Source organism: Mesorhizobium sp. 131-3-5 (assembly GCF_016756575.1).
GTDB lineage: Bacteria > Pseudomonadota > Alphaproteobacteria > Rhizobiales > Rhizobiaceae > Mesorhizobium > Mesorhizobium jarvisii.
In genome coordinates this window covers 3,088,941-3,104,497 of the sequence record NZ_AP023254.1, presented here as the reverse complement: position 1 = coordinate 3,104,497, position 15,557 = coordinate 3,088,941, and the positions used below count along the sequence as shown (strand labels likewise).

The window sequence follows — 15,557 nt, the reverse complement described above, 5'->3', positions numbered from 1 at the left end:
AATCCGAGGAAACCCTCACGCCAATTGCAGCCCCGCCTTCCTCGCCGCCTCGCGCAGGAACGGCAGGCCGGCACCGATGACATCGTCCGGGTTCTCCGCCACCGGGCGCCAGACGGCGAGCCCGCCGGCGATGTCGGCGTCGACATGGTTCATGCTTTCGAGCGTGATGGCGCCGGTGTAGCCGATGTCAGCGATCGCCTTCATGCAGGCCGCCCAGTCGAGCATGCCGCGTCCTGGCACGCCGCGATTGGCTTCCGAGACGTGGACATAGCCGAGATAGGGCGCCGCCGCCTTGAAGCCGGCCTCGAAACTCTCCTCCTCGATATGCATGTGATAGGTGTCGAGATGGATGAAGATGTTGTCGGCGCCAACGCGTTCGATGATCCGCGTCGCATCGATGCCGCGGTTGATCAGATGCGTCTCGTAGCGGTTGCAGGGCTCGATGCCGAGCTTCAGCCCATGCGCCTTGGCGGCCTTGGCCGCGCGCATCAGGAAGCGGCACATGCCGTCGATCTCGTCTTCGGTTGGCGCGCGTCCCGACGTCTTGCCGATGGTGCCATAGGTGACGCCGCCCAGCGCGTTGCTGCCGACAGCCTCGCAGACGCCGAAGGCCGGCTCGAGAAAGGCCAGCGCCTCGTCCGGCCGCGCGCCAACATCGAGTGAAGCCGGCAGGCCAAGCGACGGGATAAGCTCGACATTCCAGCGTTCTGCAAAAGCGCGCGTGCGCCTGGTGTCGATCTCTTCCGGTCGCAGCAGCGGGATTTCGAGCAGGCCGATGCCCAACCCCTTCAGCCGGTCCATCTGCGGCTCGATCAGGTCGAGGTCCCAGACCGGGGCGATGGCGAAAGTGTGCAGTCCAAAAGTGTTCATCTCAGCCTCTGTGATCGCGCGGTCGCGATGCTGTTGTCGCCGAAGCTTCTATTGCGGGTTTGCGGAATGCGGGCCGTTGCCTGGCGAGCCAACGGATTCCCGCATCAAAACCTTGCAAGGTTCGAGACGTGCCGTCGGCGGCCCCTCCTCGCCTTCAATCCGGGCAAACAGCGCCTCCATGGCGTGGCCGGCGATCTGGCGCACCGGCTGCACCACGGCGGCGATGGCCGGCCATGTCACCTGCATCCATTCGGCGTCGTCGAAGCCGACCAGCGAAATGTCGTTGGGGCAGTGCCAGCCGCGCCGCCGGAACTCCGACAGCGCCACCAGCGTGCCCTTGAGGAACAGCGAATAGACCGCCGTCGGGCGCTCGCCTTCTGCAAAGTAATCACGCAGCTGTGCCCTGAGCGGTTCGACATCGCTTTCGGCAAGCACGACATCGATGCGCACATCCGGCGCCAGGTTCAGCGCGGTGGTGCGAAACCCATCGAGACGGGTGCGCACCGTCGCCGCCTGCTCTCCAAGGCCGACGACAAGGATGTGACGATGACCCTTGCCGATCAGTTCACGCGCCACTTCGGCGCTGGCCGCCGCACTGTCGGCCGACACCGTGTCGAAGGCGTCGTCGGACAGCACGCGGTCGATCAGCACGCCGGTCATGCCGTTGGCCTTCATGAAGGCGGCCGCCGGGCCATGCTCGTTGCGCACCGGCGCCAGCACCACGCCGGCGACCCGCCAGTCATGCATACGGGCGAGGATTTCCGTTTCGCGGGCTTCGGATTCGCGGCTCGACGCCGCCACCAGCGTATAGCCGCGCTGCTCGGCCAGGCTTTCGAGCTGGGTGACCATCTGGCCGAAGAACTCGCTTTCGAATTCCGGCATGATGGCGCCGATGATGCGGCGCTTGGCCCGGCGCATGTCGGAAGCCAGCGGATCGACGCGGTAACCGAGCTGTTCGATGGCGTCAAAGACGCGCTGCGCATTCTCGGGCTTCACGGTGGCGACGCCGGCCATGACCTTTGAGACGGTGGCCGCCGACACGCCGGCACGGCTGGCCACGTCGTGGATCGACGCACGCCGCTGCTGGTCTTGCCTGTGCGCCATTGCTCCTCCTCCCGAGGCGCGGACAGAGGCATTTCTGTCCGCATGAGAAACGAGTAAATCGATTTTTCGCAGTTGTAAATCGTTTCATCGGCGGTATTTTAGCTGCGGAGCCACATGTCGCCCAAAGATGTAAACGGTTTTGGGGGCAACGACATGGGCAAAGCAAAAATGCGCGGCGTCGACCGCGTCGGGAGGAATCATCGTGCCAAACAACGATTTGCCGCTGGTGATCAGCGCGCCGGAACCGCGCTCGCTGGAACTGATCTTCACGCCGCCGCAGCTGGCGCGCTTCCGGGCGAAATACCGCATCGTCGAGACCACGGCCGACGGTGTCACCGAACTGCCGGCCAATGTGCTGGCGCAGGCCCGCTATATTGTCGGCCAGCCGCCGATCTCGTCGGAGACGCTGGGTCGGATGACGGCGCTGCGCTGCGTCTTCAATGTCGAGTCCAACCTCCTCAACAACATGCCTTACGAGACGCTGTTCGCGCGCGGCATCCATATCGTCACCACCGGTCTGGTGTTCGCCGAGCCGGTGGCCGAGCTTGGCCTTGCCATGGCGCTGAACCTTGCCCGCGACATCGTCGATGCCGACCTCGCCTTCCGCAAGGGCGAAGAGCTGTGGGGCGGCGACGGCAACCAGACGGCGCGGCTGCTGTCGGGCGCCGATGTCGGCATCATCGGCTTCGGCGATCTCGGCCGCGCGCTGAACCGGCTGCTGACGGGTTTCCGCGTCAACACCAAAGTCTTCGATCCCTGGCTGCCGCCATCGATCCTGATCGACAATGGCGTCGAGCCCGCCTCGCTGGACGAGGTGCTGACCTCGAGCGACTTCGTCTTCGTCGTCGCCTCGGTGACCTCCGAGAACCAGGGTTTTCTCGGTGCGGAGGCCTTCGCCAGCATGCGGAGGGGCGCCGCCTTCATCCTGCTCAGCCGCGCCGGCGTCGTCGATTTCCCCGCACTGATGGCGGCGGTGAAGAGCGGCCACATCGTCGCCGCCAGTGATGTCTTCCCGGAAGAGCCGCCGGCACTGGATCATCCGGTTCGCACCCTGCCCGGCTTCCTGCGCTCGGCCCACCGCGCCGGCGCGCTCGACATCGCTTTCAAGCGCATGGGCGACATGGTGCTGGAGGACATGGACCTGATCGACCGCGGCCTGCCGCCGCTGCGCTCCAAGCGCGCCGAGCGCGAGACGGTCTCGCGCATGCGATCGAAGCCGGTGGATCGGAACTGACGGGCGAGGCACCGCATTTCCATCGTCCTGCGAGATCTTGCGAAAGCCCGGAAGCCGGCGGGCTTCACGTCGTGATGGAACGATCACCCCGCTGACAGGTTCTGTAAAAGGCCGGGCGGTGGGACGCCCGACCGACTCCAGAAGGCCCGTCACGATTCGCGTCGGTGGCGGGCCTTTTCGTTTTGCCGCGCTCTTCATGGCATGAGGAACCTTCCTGACAACGCGACGTTGGTCCCCGCCGGTCAGGCAGACAATTCGCAAAAAGGAACATTCCATGGGAAGCACAAGTGACAAGGCCTCTGGTCTCGCCAATCAGGCCGTAGGCAAGGCCAAGGAAGGCGTCGGCAAGGCCGTCGGCAATGACCGCCTGCGCGCCGAAGGCGCCGCACAGGAGGCCAAGGGCAAGGTCCAGAAAGCCGTCGGCGACGCCAAGTCGGCCGTCAAGGACGCGACCAACAAGACCGCGGCCGCAATCAACAAGAACCTCTGAGGGTTCTTCGCTTTCTAGAGACAATTGGAGGCCGCCGTTCGAACCGGCGGCTTTCTTCTTTGCGGATTTGAAATCAGCCGGGAACGCATTGCCATTCCAGAGATTGAGGAACCAGCGCAGCCCGCGCGTTGACCCCAGGGATTTTCAGTCATGGCGAAGCAAGCATCCAAAGCGGCCGGGACGGCCGCGACCATCCACGATCAGAAACTGCAGCGCGGCGAAGGCGGCGAACTGCACCAGACCGCTTCCGGTTCGGCAGAGGTGCTGACGACCGCACAGGGCGGCCCTGTCTCCGACGACCAGAACTCGCTGAGGATCGGTGCCCGTGGGCCAACCGTGCTTGAGGATTTCCACTTCCGCGAAAAGATCTTCCATTTCGATCACGAGCGCATTCCCGAACGCGTCGTCCATGCGCGCGGCTATGGCGCCCACGGCTATTTCGAGACGTACGAATCGCTGGCTAAATACACCCGCGCCGACATCTTCCAGCGCGCCGGCGAAAAGACACCGGCCTTCGTGCGCTTCTCCACCGTTGCCGGCAACAAGGGCTCCGCCGATCTTGCCCGCGACGTGCGCGGCTTCGCCGTAAAACTCTACACGCAGGAAGGCAATTGGGACATTGTCGGCAACAACATGCCGGTATTCTTCATCCAGGATGCGATCAAGTTTCCCGACCTGATCCATGCCGCGAAGGCCGAGCCCAACAGCGATTTCCCACAGGCACAGACCGCGCACGACAATTTCTGGGATTTCATCTCGCTCACGCCGGAAAGCATGCACATGATCATGTGGGCAATGTCGGACCGGGCCATCCCGCGCTCGTTGCGCTTCATGGAAGGGTTCGGCGTTCACACGTTCCGGCTGCTCAACGCCAAGGATGAATCAACCTTCGTCAAATTCCTCTGGAAGCCGAAGCTCGGCCTCCAGTCGGTCGCCTGGAACGAGGCGGTCAAGATCAACGGCGCGGACCCCGACTTCCATCGCCGCGACCTCTGGGACGCGATCCACGCCGGGAATTTCCCGGAATGGGAACTGCAGTTGCAGCTTTTCGACCAGGCCTTCGCCGACAGTTTCGACTTCGACATCCTCGATCCGACCAAAATCATTCCCGAGGAGGTGCTGCCGCCGATCGCGGTCGGCCGCCTGGTGCTCGATCGCATGCCCGACAATTTCTTCGCCGAGACCGAGCAGGTGGCGTTCATGACGCAGAACGTGCCGCCCGGCGTCGACTTCTCCAACGACCCGCTGCTGCAGGGCCGCAATTTTTCCTATCTCGATACGCAGATCAAACGGCTGGGTAGCACCAACTTCACCCACATCCCGATCAACGCGCCGAAATGCCCCTTCCACACTTTCCAGCAGGACGGACATATGGCGATGCGCAACCCGGTCGGCCGGGCCAACTACCAGCCCAATTCATGGGATGAAGGCCCGCGCGAATCCCCGCAAAAGGGCTTCCGTTCCTTTGCCGAAGCCGAAGCTGGGCCGAAGGCCCGTTTGCGCTCCGAAAGCTTTGCCGATCACTACAGCCAGGCACGCCAATTCTACATCAGCCAGCACCCCGTTGAACAAGGCCACATCGCCTCGGCGCTGACCTTCGAACTGAGCAAGGTGCAGACCCCGGTCATCCGCGAGCGCATCGTGTCCCACCTTCTCAATATCGATGATGCGTTGGCTCGCAAGGTGGCGGATGCGCTCGGCCTGAAGGCGATGCCGAAGCCCGCCGATGCGGCGGTGCCGACGCGCACCGACCTTGCCGCGTCGGACAAGCTCAGCATCCTCAAGAACGGCCCCGGTCGCTTCGAGGGCCGCAAGCTCGGCATGCTGGTGACCGACGGCACCGACGCAGCTCTGCTCAATGCGCTGAAGCAGGGGATGACCAAGGCCGGCGCCAAGTTCGAGATCATCGCGCCGAAGGTCGGCGGCGCCAAGGCCAGCGACGGGAGTTGGATCGACGCGCAACAGATGATCGCCGGCGCGCCGTCTGTCCTCTACGACGCCATTGCGCTGCTGCCGGCAAAGCCTGCAATGGCCGAACTGCTGAAGGAATCGACCGCCCGCGATTTCGTCGCCGACGCCTTCGCGCACTGTAAGTTCATCGGCTTCGTCGAGGCGGCGACCCCGCTGCTGGACAAGGCCGGTATTGTCGAGGACGAGGCGGTCATTGCGCTGGCTTCCGCCAAGGATGTCGCGGGCTTCATTGCCAGTCTCGGCGACCTGCGCTTCTGGGCGCGTGAGCCGAAGGTGAAGCTGGGTTGAACTCGGAACTGGACCTGGCTGCGCACACGCCGCAGCCAGGTCCAGCGATTGTGAAGTCGGCGGCGAGATTGCCGCCCGCGTCGGCAGTGGGGGGCATCACCGGATATTAGGGCTGACGGATACGGATGGAATCCGGCCGACCGTTGCGGGGATCCTGCATCAGCCCGCACAACCAAACCAGCCGAAACCCGCCGGCCAAGCGTCAGGCGGCGCGGCCGAATCCGTTTTCGACGATATCGAGCAGCAGGCCATTATTGTCCGCGCCGACAGGCTCCCTCGACCGCCAATCGCGGGCTGAGCGGTCGAACTCGATCGGCGCCGAATAGAGCTGGGCGAAGCCCAGCACCAGCCGTTCGGCGTCGGCAAGCGACAGGTCGCAATGGCGGCCGGCCAGTCGAGCGGCAAGGACTGGAACGTTGACGATTCCAAAATCGTAGATGGTCTTGATCAGCGTGCGATTCAGGTCGTCGCGCAGTTCGATCGGGTAGTTGTGCATGGCAAACTCCTGTCCAGCGGACTGGGTTTTCCCTCACTTTCACCATGCGCCCCACGATTCGTTAAAGCAAGCCAATTGTGAAAAAAGTATTAATAAAATCAATTAGTTAGTATGTTGAGCTAGTGATGTAACCGGAGCACTTTGAGGGACTGATGCAACAAATGTATTTGGCTACCTCGGAACCAAACAGGCCATTGGCAGATTGTGAGGCACATAAGTCACTTACTCATTCGGCTCACCGCCGGCATCGCCGGAAGAAGGATCTCCACGATGGCTGATAATCTCGAGCGTCCTGAACGCCTGCAGGTCATGCTGAACGAGGAAGAATTCGCGGCCCTCGACACATGGCGTTTCGACAAGCGCATGCCAAGCCGAGCGGCCGCCGTGCGTGAGTTGCTGCGCCGTGGCCTCGCCGCCGATGGCTTCCTGCATGCCAACAGCGGCACGCGTTCAGCGGATTTTGGTCTTCTGAATGGCGAACAGGACGCCCGCAAGACGAAGCCCTCGAGGGAGTGAGGATTGCGGTGTGGCCTGGATGCGGTCGTTCTCCTGAAACGCATGCCCGTGCCTGTGTGATGCAATTCCGTACTGCGAGCCGTTCACAATTTTCCTGGAACTGCTCTGGCCCTGGTGAACATCTGGAGGGTCGGTGGGAAGCATGAACAAATTCCTCTTCGCCAGCGCTGACTTCCTGTCTCGCCCGCCGGGTTTCTACGTCATCATCGTCGCCATGGTGGTGTGCACTGCCCTGGTGCCCTTCGGCCTGACAAACGCCGTCACCTATGCCTTGTCCGTGGCGGCTATCATCATCACCGGCGTCGTCCTGATCCAGGGCTACCGCGACACCGCCGCCATCCACGCCAAGCTCGACGAGATCATCGTCGCGCTCAACGACGCCAGGAACGACGTGGTCGGTCTCGAACATGCCGACCCGAAGGAGATCAAGGCAAAGCTTGGCAAGCTCGAGGAAGAGGCGGCACGGACACTGGTTCGCCGCGCTGAAACCGAGGCCGGCTAAGCACTTCATCGGCGGCGGAGGAATCCGCTATACGAGAATCCAGCGCATTGAGAGCGAGTGCCGGATATGTGCAATGACTACGAACAGCATGTGGCATGGGCCGAGTATTGCCGGATGATGGAGTCCCTGACGCTTCGAATACCCAGCCACCAGAGCGAACTTGACCTGCCTCAAGCCGATGACATTCGCATCAACGACCCGGCGCCCATAATGCGCGCCACCGCCGGCAGCGACGCTATCGAATTGGCGTCGATGACATTCGGATTTCCGCCGGCCGGTCCCAAAGGCGGGCCAGTGTTCAACTTCCGCTCCGAAGGCCGGCAATTCGCAAACAGCAAACGTTGTCTCGTCCCGGCGTCCGGCTTCTTCGAATTCACCGGCGCGAAATATCCGAAGGCGAAACATCGCTTTACGCTCAACGGCTCCCCGTTCCTGGCCATTGCGGGGCTTTGGCGTGAAGCCGTCGGCAACAAGCCCCCCACTTTCACCATGCTGACGACGGACCCCGGGCCGGATATCGCGCCCTACCACAATCGCCAGGTTGTCGTTCTTCAGCCCGCTGATTGGGCGGCCTGGATCAACCTGACAAAACCGGAAGCCGAACTGTTGCGTCCACTTCCGGCTGGAGCGCTTCAGGTGGAGACCGTGCGCCCCGAAAGTGCGTAACCGCAAGGAACCATCATACCGATGCCCTCCCCTGCGGCTATGTTGCCGACAGAAGAATAAATCAGGAGTCTGATGCGTGGGCCCGCAAAGCCCCACGAAAAATCATCGACGTCGACTGACGCGGCGCGGGCACTCTCAAGGGCGGCAAAGTCTACTTGCGCACAATCCAGTCCAGAATATCCTGGTCGATTCCGCCAAGCACCCTGGCCTTCGCCGAAGGCCAGGGTGGGCACCTCGGGCTTGCCGCTTTCAAACGGCTCTAGGGCTTCGGGTTCAATATCCGCGCTTCGCGCAACAGCGATGTCCAATTGTTCCGCCCAAGAAAGGCGACAAGCTCGCGGGCCTGCGCTTCGGTGATCCCGGTTTTGTTGACCAAACGGCGAACAACGTCGTCCGTCGCGGCCGGTGGCTTCTCTTGCTCGTCAGTCATTTTTCGGATGTCCCTTCCGTGCGACCCAACGGCTGGCCGCACGCATTGGTTCCTGGCTTGAACAAGGATAATCCCGCGCCGCGCCATATTGGTCGAAGGTCCCATTCGCAGCGCCGCGATGTTGTGCGAGATTGGCGCAATATAAGCGATTACTTGAATAATGGTTCGGACGACTGTCGAGGGGCGGTTTCGTGCCAATTCGCAAGAATCTTGCCGCGAATCTGCGACGGCTGGTCAGCAGCCATGCGTCGGTGGCCGCCGTGTGCCGCGGGCTGAACATGAACCGCACCCAGTTCGAGCGCTATCTGCAAGGCAAGAGCGTGCCCAATCGAGCGACAGCCAGGATCATCTGCGACTATTTCCATATCGACGAGGATGAACTGTACCGCGCGCCGGAAGCCGCCGCGCCCGCACACCCGACCTTGCTGCCGATCCACCAGACGCTTTACGAGAACATGATGCGCGGCCCGGCTCCCGCCATCGCCGGCGGCACCTACTTCACCTACTTCACGATTCCCGACCGTCCCGACCTGCTGGTGCGGTCGGTCACCTTTGTGCGGCGCGAGCCCGAACTGGTGACCTTCCGGCGCGTCACCCGCTGGGCCGAGGGCCATCGACAGGGTGGAGCGCGCGTCCCCGGCTGGCATTATGGCGTGGCGATCTCCCGCCTGAACTGGATCTATTTCGCCGGCATCAACCGCCGCCAGACCAGGGAGCCGTCTGTCATAACCGTACAATGGGCACCCTTCTCGGACCCGGTTCTGGTCGGCAAGGCATTCGTCCTGACCGGTTCCGGACCGGCCTGCGTGTCGGTCATCATGCGCCAGGAAGTCGGCAGGATCAGCCTCAGGCAGGTGCTGGGGATGTGCCGGCCCGTCAGCCTCGACGACCCGCTCCTCGACCAGATCGTCGTCAGCCTTGTGCGCGAAGGCCAGGCAATTCCAGCAAAAGTGTGAAACGGTTTTCCCGGGGAAATGCGCGCGGCACTTTCCCCGGGGAATTGCGCCCAGCAGGGAAATGCAGTGGTTAGGCATTTCCGTGAAACGATGAACCGCTTTAGACTGGCATTCCCGGTGGACAGGAAGCCGGGAGCAGCAGGGATACGCGATGCTCAACAGCTTCGACTATGGCGGCAAGGAAGCCGACACCGTGCATGCGCTGGAGGAAGACATCATCTTCGGCCGGCTGGCGCCCGGCACGCGCCTGGTCGAGGATGCGCTTTTGGCCCGCTTCCCGGTCTCGCGCCACATCATCCGCCAGGCGCTGTACCAGCTGGAAAAACTCGGCATCGTCACTCGCGAGCGCAACAAGGGCGCCATGGTGCGCCAGCTCTCGCCGGAAGAAGTGCGGCAGATCTACGAAGTGCGAGAAATGCTGCAGCGCCAGGCGGCGCTGATGATCCCCCTGCCGGTCAGCGAGGCGCTTATCGCGCAACTGGAGGAGATCCACCGCATCTACAGCGGCCATGTCGATGCAGGCTACCTCAGGGGCATCCACGAGGCCAATGACCGCTTCCACCTGACCATGTTCTCGGCCTGCGGCAATGCCTATCTTGTCGCCTCGATCGAACACTATATGCGCCTCAGCCTGCCGGTGCGGGCCAATTCGCTGGCCGACAGGGAAAAGCTCGACGTCTCGCGCCAGCACCACGCGATGATGATCCAGGCGCTGAAGCGCCGGGACAATTGGGTGCTGGCGCAGCTCTGCGTCGACCATCTGCAGCCCAGCAAGGTGTTTTATCTCCAGGAGATCGAGACGGCGCCGGCAGCCAGCGGCGGTTAGAACCGGCTGGCGGCGAAAGGCGCAAGCCTTTCGCTGTTGGGTCGCCGGCCGGCTATGAGGTCGCCAACCAGCCGCGCGGTGACGGCCGAGAGCGTCAGCCCGAGATGGCCATGGCCGAAGGCGTAGATCACGTTCGCATTGCCGGGCGACGGGCCGATGACCGGCCTGGAATCCGGCAGAGAAGGCCGGAAGCCCAGCCATTTTGAAGACGGCTGGCCGAGCGCGGGGAAAAACTGCCGCACACCGCGATCGAGCAGCGACAGCCGGCGCGGATTGGGTGGCGAGGCCAGCCGGCCGAGTTCGACGGTGCCGGCGACGCGCAGCCGGCCGGCCATCGGCGTCATGTAGAAGCCGAGATCGACCGGGCACACCGGCCGCGTCAGCACCGGCGCCGGCGTCGCGAATTCGAGGTGATAGCCGCGCTCGGTTTCGAGCGGGATGCGGTCGCCGGCCTGCGCCGCCAGTGGCCGCGAAAAGGCACCGGCGGCGATCACCACCTTGTGGGCGCGCAGCCGCAGGCCGGGACCGCTGAGGTCGACACCGCCGGCATCGGCCCGCAGTTCTGTCACCTCGCCCCGCAGCAAGGCGACGCCCCGGCCTGTCGCCGCCTTGAGCAGCCGCGCCATCATGGTCTGGGGATCGGTGAGGTTCATCGACTGCGGAAAAAACAGCCCGCCACCCTGCACCGCCGGCAGGTTCGGTTCCAGCGCGGCCACTTCCTCCGGGCTGAGCACCGCCTGGTCGACGCCGAATTCGGCGCGCAACGCCCGGCTCGACGCGCCGCCGGCAAGATCGCCCGGGCGACGATAGAGATAGAGACAGCCATTGCGGCGCAGCAGATCGGCGGCATCGGCCTCGACAGCCATCTCCTCCCAGGCCGGCAGGGAATCGGCCAGCAGCCCGGCCATCGCCACGGCATTGGCATGGGTGGCGGCCGGCAGCGACTGCCTGACAAACCGCAGCAGCCACGGCGCCAGATGCATGAGTGCGCTCCAGCGCAGCGAGAACGGACTGTCGGCGTCAAGAAGCAGTTTCGGCAGCGCGCGCAGCACCGCGGGATTGCCGACCGGCATGCAGGCATATTCGGCGAGCGTCCCAGCATTGCCAAACGAGGCGCCCGAGCCCGGCTCGTTGGGATCGATGAGCACGACTTCGCGGCCGTCGCCGGCCAGCCGCAGCGCCGTCGCCAGCCCGACCACGCCGGCCCCGATCACGGCGATCTCGACACTCTTCGAAGCTGTCACTTGTTGTTCCCCCCACGCCTGTCCTTGTCCCAAAACCGCGCCGCCCTTTTTGAGCGGCAGGCATCAGACAAAACCCGGCAGTTGCAGATGCCCGGCCGACAGCAGCTCGGCCATGATGGTCAGCGCCGTGCGCAGATCGTCCTGCGAACGCGCCGCACCGACATTGATGCGCACGCCGTGCTGGACCGGCTCGCGGCCGACGGCGAAGGCATCGCCCGGCAGCAGCGCCACGCCGCGTTCCAGGCAGGTGCGGGCAAAGCCGGCGCCGCGCCAGGGTTCGGGCAGGCGCAGCCAGGCATGGGTGGCGCTCGGCTGGCTCTGCACATCATAGCGGCCGAGGATTTCGCTCAGGATCGCCTGGCGCTGGCGCAGTTCCTGTTTTTGCACCTCGATGACGCGCGCTGCTGCCCCGTCCTCGATCATGCGCGCGCCGATCAGCGCCGTCAGCGGGCTGATGCTCCAGCAATTGATGCGCAGCGCCGCCGCCACCTGGCCGGCAATGGCGCGCGGCGCGATGACGAAGCCGAGCCGCAAGCCGGGCGCCAGGCATTTCGACAGCGCGCCGATATGCACCGTCAACTCCGGCTCCAGGCTGGCGAAGGAAGGCAGGGCCTCATCCGCCAAGGGCCTGTAGACGTCGTCCTCTATGATCAGCACATTGTGGCGGCGCGCCACGGCGGCAAGCTCGTGTCGGCGCGCTTCGCTGAGCGTAATCGTCGTCGGGTTGTGCAGCGTCGGCACCAGGAAAACCGCGCGCGGGCGCAGCTGCGCACAGGCGGCGTCGAAAGCATCCGGCCGCATGCCGCCGCGATCCATGGCAACGCCCCTGAGATCCAGCCCATGCACGCGGCAGAGCGCGTTGATGCCCTGATAGGTCACCTCGTCGGCCAGCACCACCTCGCCCTGCCGCGTCACCGCGCCGAGCAGGCAATCAAGCCCGTGCTGGGCGCCGGCCGCCAGCACCACGCGGCCGGGGTCGCCGTCGCCGGCAACCGCTTTGAGCCAGTCGGCGATCGCCGCGCGCGCCCACAGCGGCCCTTCCGGCGGGTGATAGTCCTGCAGCGAGGCATAGTGCGGATCCCTGGACAGGCGCGGCAAAAGAGCCGCCAGCGCGTCGAGATAGGCCGAGGTGGCGGGCCGGTTGACCGAGAGGTCGATGATGCCGCTCTCGTCGCTCGGCGCCGAGACGAAACCGGGCCGCTCGCCGGCCTGCCTGGCCGCCACCGTCGTGCCCCGCCCTGGCCGCGCCTCCAGCAGGCCGCGCTGCTGCAGCGTCGCCAGCGCCCGCGTCACCGTGGTGACGTTGATGCCGAGCGCCCGCGCAATGTCGCGTTGCGGCGGCAGCCGGTCGCCGACCGCCAGCGTGCCGGCGGCAATGCGCTCGGCGATCGCGTCGGCGAGACGACGATAGACCGGACTTTCATCCTCGGTAAGGCGGAGATCGCTGAGCATACGGACAGGATTCGGGCTGGGACTGATGTAAGCGCTCTAGCATAAGACAATTCGCCGGACAATAGCGCTTGTGTGACTCAACACCGGAGAACTCCAAGCGAAAATATCACACAATCGCCGAAAAACTGGCTTGACGCCCAAAGTTGTCTGCATCTATGCTCGATTTTAGATAGATTGTGTGAGCATACAAGTTTGGACGACCCGCCGAGATGCGGGCTTCCAATGGGATGGAACCATGCATCACAAGCCGCATAATGCTTCAGCCGCTGCGTTTCGGGGTCGCGCCCGATGAGCGCCCTGGCCGCATCATCGCCAGCCTCCGCGCCAGGCCCGGCCTTCGTCGATTTCGTCGATGTCGAGAAATCCTATGACGGCCGCGCCTTCGCGGTGACCAGGCTGAACCTCGGCGTGGCGCGTGGCGAATTCCTGACCCTGCTCGGCCCATCCGGCTCGGGCAAGACGACGACGCTCAACATGCTGGCCGGCTTCGAACGGCCGACCAGCGGCACCATCACGCTGGAAGGCAGGCCGGTCGACCGGCTGCCGCCCTACCAGCGCAACATCGGCATGGTGTTCCAGAACTATGCGCTGTTCCCGCATATGAGTGTGGCGGAGAACGTCGCCTTCCCGCTCTCCGTGCGCCAGGTGAGCAAGGCCGACATTGCCGGCCGCGTCGGCCGCGCACTGGACATGGTGCGGCTGAAGCAGTTCGGCGACCGCAAGCCGGCGCAGCTTTCCGGCGGCCAGCAGCAGCGCGTGGCGCTGGCCCGCGCGCTGGTGTTCGAACCGAGCCTGGTGCTGATGGACGAGCCGCTCGGCGCGCTCGACAAGAAATTGCGCGAGCACATGCAGCTCGAGATCAAGCAGATTCACACCATGCTCGGCGTCACCATCGTCTACGTCACCCATGACCAGAGCGAAGCGCTGACCATGTCCGACCGTGTCGCCGTCTTCAACAATGGCGCCATCGCCCAGCTCGGCTCGCCCGACGATCTCTACAACGCCCCGCAAAGTTCCTTCGTGGCGAGCTTCATCGGCGAGAACAACACGCTGGAAGGCATCGTCGACCGCGTTTCGGGTAAGGAATGCCGCGTGCGGCTGACCGGCGGGGGCGAACTCACGGCGCTCGCTATCGGCGTGGCGCAGGGCAATGCCTGCCATGTCGCCATCCGCCCCGAGCGGCTGAGCCTTATGCCGGCCGGTGCCAACGCCCTGCCCGCGACGGTCGACGGCCGCATTTATCTTGGCGACCATCTGCGGCTTCTGGCCCGGCTCGGCAACGACCAGGTGCTGACCGTCAAGGTCGGCCCCGAGGCGACCATGGCCAATGGCGAGGCCGTCACGGTCTCCTGCGCGCCGCAGGACTGCCGCGCTTTTCCCGCAGATGCCGCGGCCGCCAAGGCAGGGCCGTCCTGAACCAAGCCAAGAACAGATCCATCTCAAAAACAGGGGAAGAAAAATGAAAATCGCAAATACCCGAATGCTCGCTTTCGCCGCGGCCACCGCACTGTTCAGCATCGGCCACGCCGCGCTTGCCGATGAATTGTCGATCATGGCCAGCGGCGGCGCCTGGCAGGATGCCCAGCGCAAGGCCTGGTTCGAGCCGTTCAGCAAGGAGACCGGCGCAAAAATCCTCGAGCAGGAATATCTCGGCGATCTCGGCAAGGTCAAAGCCATGGTCGACACCGGCAACGTGCCGATCGACCTGGTGACGGTGGAAACCGCGACCGTGCTGCAGGGCTGCGACGCCGGCATTCTGGAACGCCTCGATTATTCCAAGATCGGTCCGCGCGACAAATTCATCGAGGGTTCGGCGCTCGATTGCGGTGTCGGTCTCGATGCTTACGGCGACATCCTCGCCTATGACCCGACCGTGCTGAAGGAAGCGCCGACCTCGGTGCTCGACCTCTTCGACACCAAGAAGTTTCCGGGCAAGCGCGCCATGCGCAAATTCCCGGCGCAGAACCTCGAATGGGCGCTGATGGCCGACGGCGTCGCACCCGCCGACGTCTACAAGGTGCTGGCGACACCGGAAGGCGTCGACCGCGCCTTCAAGAAGCTCGACACCATCAAGAACGACATCGTCTGGTGGGATGCCGGCGCGCAGCCGGCGCAGCTGCTCGCCTCCAAGGAAGTGGTGATGACCACCGCCTGGAACGGCCGCATCCAGAACGCCATCGACACCGACAAGAAGCCCTTCAAGATCGTCTGGAACAACCAGATCCTCGAATACGACATGATCGCCATTCCGAAGGGCGCCAAGAACCCTGAGCTCGCCTACAAATACCTGGCCTATATCTCCAAGCCGGAAACCAACGCCAAGCTCGCCAGCTACATCACCTATGGGCCGGTGCGCACCGATGCGGCTTCGTTCGTCGCGGCCGATGCCTTGCCGAAACTGCCCAACGCGCCCGACCATCTGGCCGGCGCCTACCTCGTCGCCGACACTGAGTTCTGGGGCGACTATGGCGAGGACCTAGTCAAGCGCTTCAACGCCTGGCTGGCGCAGTAG

15 protein-coding genes are annotated in these 15,557 nt (G+C 64.2%); 10 read left to right on the top strand and 5 right to left on the bottom strand.

What is annotated here, in order from left to right:
- Positions 1-15 precede the first annotated feature (15 nt).
- Positions 16-870, bottom strand: a complete 855-nt coding sequence (locus tag JG747_RS15210) for a sugar phosphate isomerase/epimerase family protein (RefSeq protein ID WP_202362114.1) — start codon at positions 868-870, stop codon at positions 16-18.
- A gap of 48 nt (positions 871-918) precedes the next feature.
- Positions 919-1,974 carry a LacI family DNA-binding transcriptional regulator gene (locus JG747_RS15205; RefSeq protein WP_202362113.1) on the bottom strand — a complete coding sequence of 352 codons (1,056 nt, stop codon included), beginning with the start codon at positions 1,972-1,974 and terminating at the stop codon, positions 919-921.
- Positions 1,975-2,176: 202 nt separating this feature from the next.
- On the opposite strand from JG747_RS15205, the gene JG747_RS15200 reads away from it, so the two are divergent.
- From JG747_RS15200 to katE, 3 genes are all read left to right on the top strand, one after another.
- Positions 2,177-3,208, top strand: coding sequence for a hydroxyacid dehydrogenase (locus JG747_RS15200; RefSeq protein WP_202362112.1), 1,032 nt, complete (start codon positions 2,177-2,179; stop codon positions 3,206-3,208).
- Positions 3,209-3,482: 274 nt separating this feature from the next.
- Complete coding sequence (locus JG747_RS15195) at positions 3,483-3,698, top strand: CsbD family protein (protein ID WP_019859538.1); 216 nt, start codon at positions 3,483-3,485, stop codon at positions 3,696-3,698.
- 150 nt (positions 3,699-3,848) lie between these two features.
- Entirely contained in the window at positions 3,849-5,957 is a 2,109-nt protein-coding gene (katE, locus tag JG747_RS15190) for a catalase (protein WP_202362111.1), read from the top strand.
- 202 nt (positions 5,958-6,159) lie between these two features.
- Here katE and JG747_RS15185 read toward each other — a convergent pair whose 3' ends face one another.
- Positions 6,160-6,453 carry a hypothetical protein gene (locus JG747_RS15185; protein WP_019859540.1) on the bottom strand — a complete coding sequence of 98 codons (294 nt, stop codon included), beginning with the start codon at positions 6,451-6,453 and terminating at the stop codon, positions 6,160-6,162.
- Positions 6,454-6,723: 270 nt separating this feature from the next.
- Between JG747_RS15185 and JG747_RS15180 the strand changes: the two genes are divergently transcribed.
- The 5 genes from JG747_RS15180 (at position 6,724) to JG747_RS15160 (ending at position 10,349) form a co-directional block, all read left to right on the top strand.
- On the top strand, positions 6,724-6,969 hold the full coding sequence (locus tag JG747_RS15180; RefSeq protein ID WP_038648254.1) for a hypothetical protein: 246 nt from the start codon (positions 6,724-6,726) through the stop codon (positions 6,967-6,969).
- A 142-nt stretch (positions 6,970-7,111) separates the two neighbouring features.
- The gene (locus JG747_RS15175; RefSeq protein WP_019859542.1) at positions 7,112-7,471 is read left to right on the top strand and encodes a low affinity iron permease family protein; all 360 of its coding nucleotides are present in this window, start codon (positions 7,112-7,114) and stop codon (positions 7,469-7,471) included.
- Positions 7,472-7,537: 66 nt separating this feature from the next.
- Complete coding sequence (locus tag JG747_RS15170) at positions 7,538-8,137, top strand: SOS response-associated peptidase (protein WP_202362110.1); 600 nt, start codon at positions 7,538-7,540, stop codon at positions 8,135-8,137.
- Between the two features lie 621 nt (positions 8,138-8,758).
- On the top strand, positions 8,759-9,523 hold the full coding sequence (locus tag JG747_RS15165) for a helix-turn-helix domain-containing protein (protein WP_038648259.1): 765 nt from the start codon (positions 8,759-8,761) through the stop codon (positions 9,521-9,523).
- Between the two features lie 151 nt (positions 9,524-9,674).
- On the top strand, positions 9,675-10,349 hold the full coding sequence (locus JG747_RS15160) for a GntR family transcriptional regulator (protein ID WP_019859547.1): 675 nt from the start codon (positions 9,675-9,677) through the stop codon (positions 10,347-10,349).
- On the opposite strand, the gene JG747_RS15155 is transcribed toward JG747_RS15160, so the two are convergent.
- Together JG747_RS15155 and JG747_RS15150 are read right to left on the bottom strand one after the other, a co-directional pair.
- Complete coding sequence (locus JG747_RS15155; RefSeq protein ID WP_202362109.1) at positions 10,346-11,593, bottom strand: NAD(P)/FAD-dependent oxidoreductase; 1,248 nt, start codon at positions 11,591-11,593, stop codon at positions 10,346-10,348. The genes JG747_RS15160 and JG747_RS15155 overlap by 4 nt on opposite strands.
- A gap of 63 nt (positions 11,594-11,656) precedes the next feature.
- The gene (locus tag JG747_RS15150; RefSeq protein ID WP_202362108.1) at positions 11,657-13,045 is read right to left on the bottom strand and encodes an aminotransferase-like domain-containing protein; all 1,389 of its coding nucleotides are present in this window, start codon (positions 13,043-13,045) and stop codon (positions 11,657-11,659) included.
- Between the two features lie 288 nt (positions 13,046-13,333).
- Between JG747_RS15150 and JG747_RS15145 the strand changes: the two genes are divergently transcribed.
- Entirely contained in the window at positions 13,334-14,461 is a 1,128-nt protein-coding gene (locus tag JG747_RS15145; RefSeq protein ID WP_202362107.1) for an ABC transporter ATP-binding protein, read from the top strand.
- Between the two features lie 43 nt (positions 14,462-14,504).
- Positions 14,505-15,557: an ABC transporter substrate-binding protein gene (locus JG747_RS15140; RefSeq protein WP_202362106.1), complete on the top strand. Its 1,053-nt coding sequence runs from the start codon at positions 14,505-14,507 to the stop codon at positions 15,555-15,557.

Bases quoted from the DNA above. Each gene is read 5' to 3' on its own strand.
- JG747_RS15210 (WP_202362114.1), bottom strand. From the start codon at position 870: ATGAACACTTTTGGACTGCACACTTTCGCCATCGCCCCGGTCTGGGAC.
- JG747_RS15205 (WP_202362113.1), bottom strand. From the start codon at position 1,974: ATGGCGCACAGGCAAGACCAGCAGCGGCGTGCGTCGATCCACGACGTG.
- JG747_RS15195 (WP_019859538.1), top strand. From the start codon at position 3,483: ATGGGAAGCACAAGTGACAAGGCCTCTGGTCTCGCCAATCAGGCCGTA.
- katE (WP_202362111.1), top strand. From the start codon at position 3,849: ATGGCGAAGCAAGCATCCAAAGCGGCCGGGACGGCCGCGACCATCCAC.
- JG747_RS15185 (WP_019859540.1), bottom strand. From the start codon at position 6,453: ATGCACAACTACCCGATCGAACTGCGCGACGACCTGAATCGCACGCTG.
- JG747_RS15180 (WP_038648254.1), top strand. From the start codon at position 6,724: ATGGCTGATAATCTCGAGCGTCCTGAACGCCTGCAGGTCATGCTGAAC.
- JG747_RS15175 (WP_019859542.1), top strand. From the start codon at position 7,112: ATGAACAAATTCCTCTTCGCCAGCGCTGACTTCCTGTCTCGCCCGCCG.
- JG747_RS15170 (WP_202362110.1), top strand. From the start codon at position 7,538: ATGTGCAATGACTACGAACAGCATGTGGCATGGGCCGAGTATTGCCGG.
- JG747_RS15160 (WP_019859547.1), top strand. From the start codon at position 9,675: ATGCTCAACAGCTTCGACTATGGCGGCAAGGAAGCCGACACCGTGCAT.
- JG747_RS15150 (WP_202362108.1), bottom strand. From the start codon at position 13,045: ATGCTCAGCGATCTCCGCCTTACCGAGGATGAAAGTCCGGTCTATCGT.
- JG747_RS15145 (WP_202362107.1), top strand. From the start codon at position 13,334: ATGAGCGCCCTGGCCGCATCATCGCCAGCCTCCGCGCCAGGCCCGGCC.
- JG747_RS15140 (WP_202362106.1), top strand. From the start codon at position 14,505: ATGAAAATCGCAAATACCCGAATGCTCGCTTTCGCCGCGGCCACCGCA.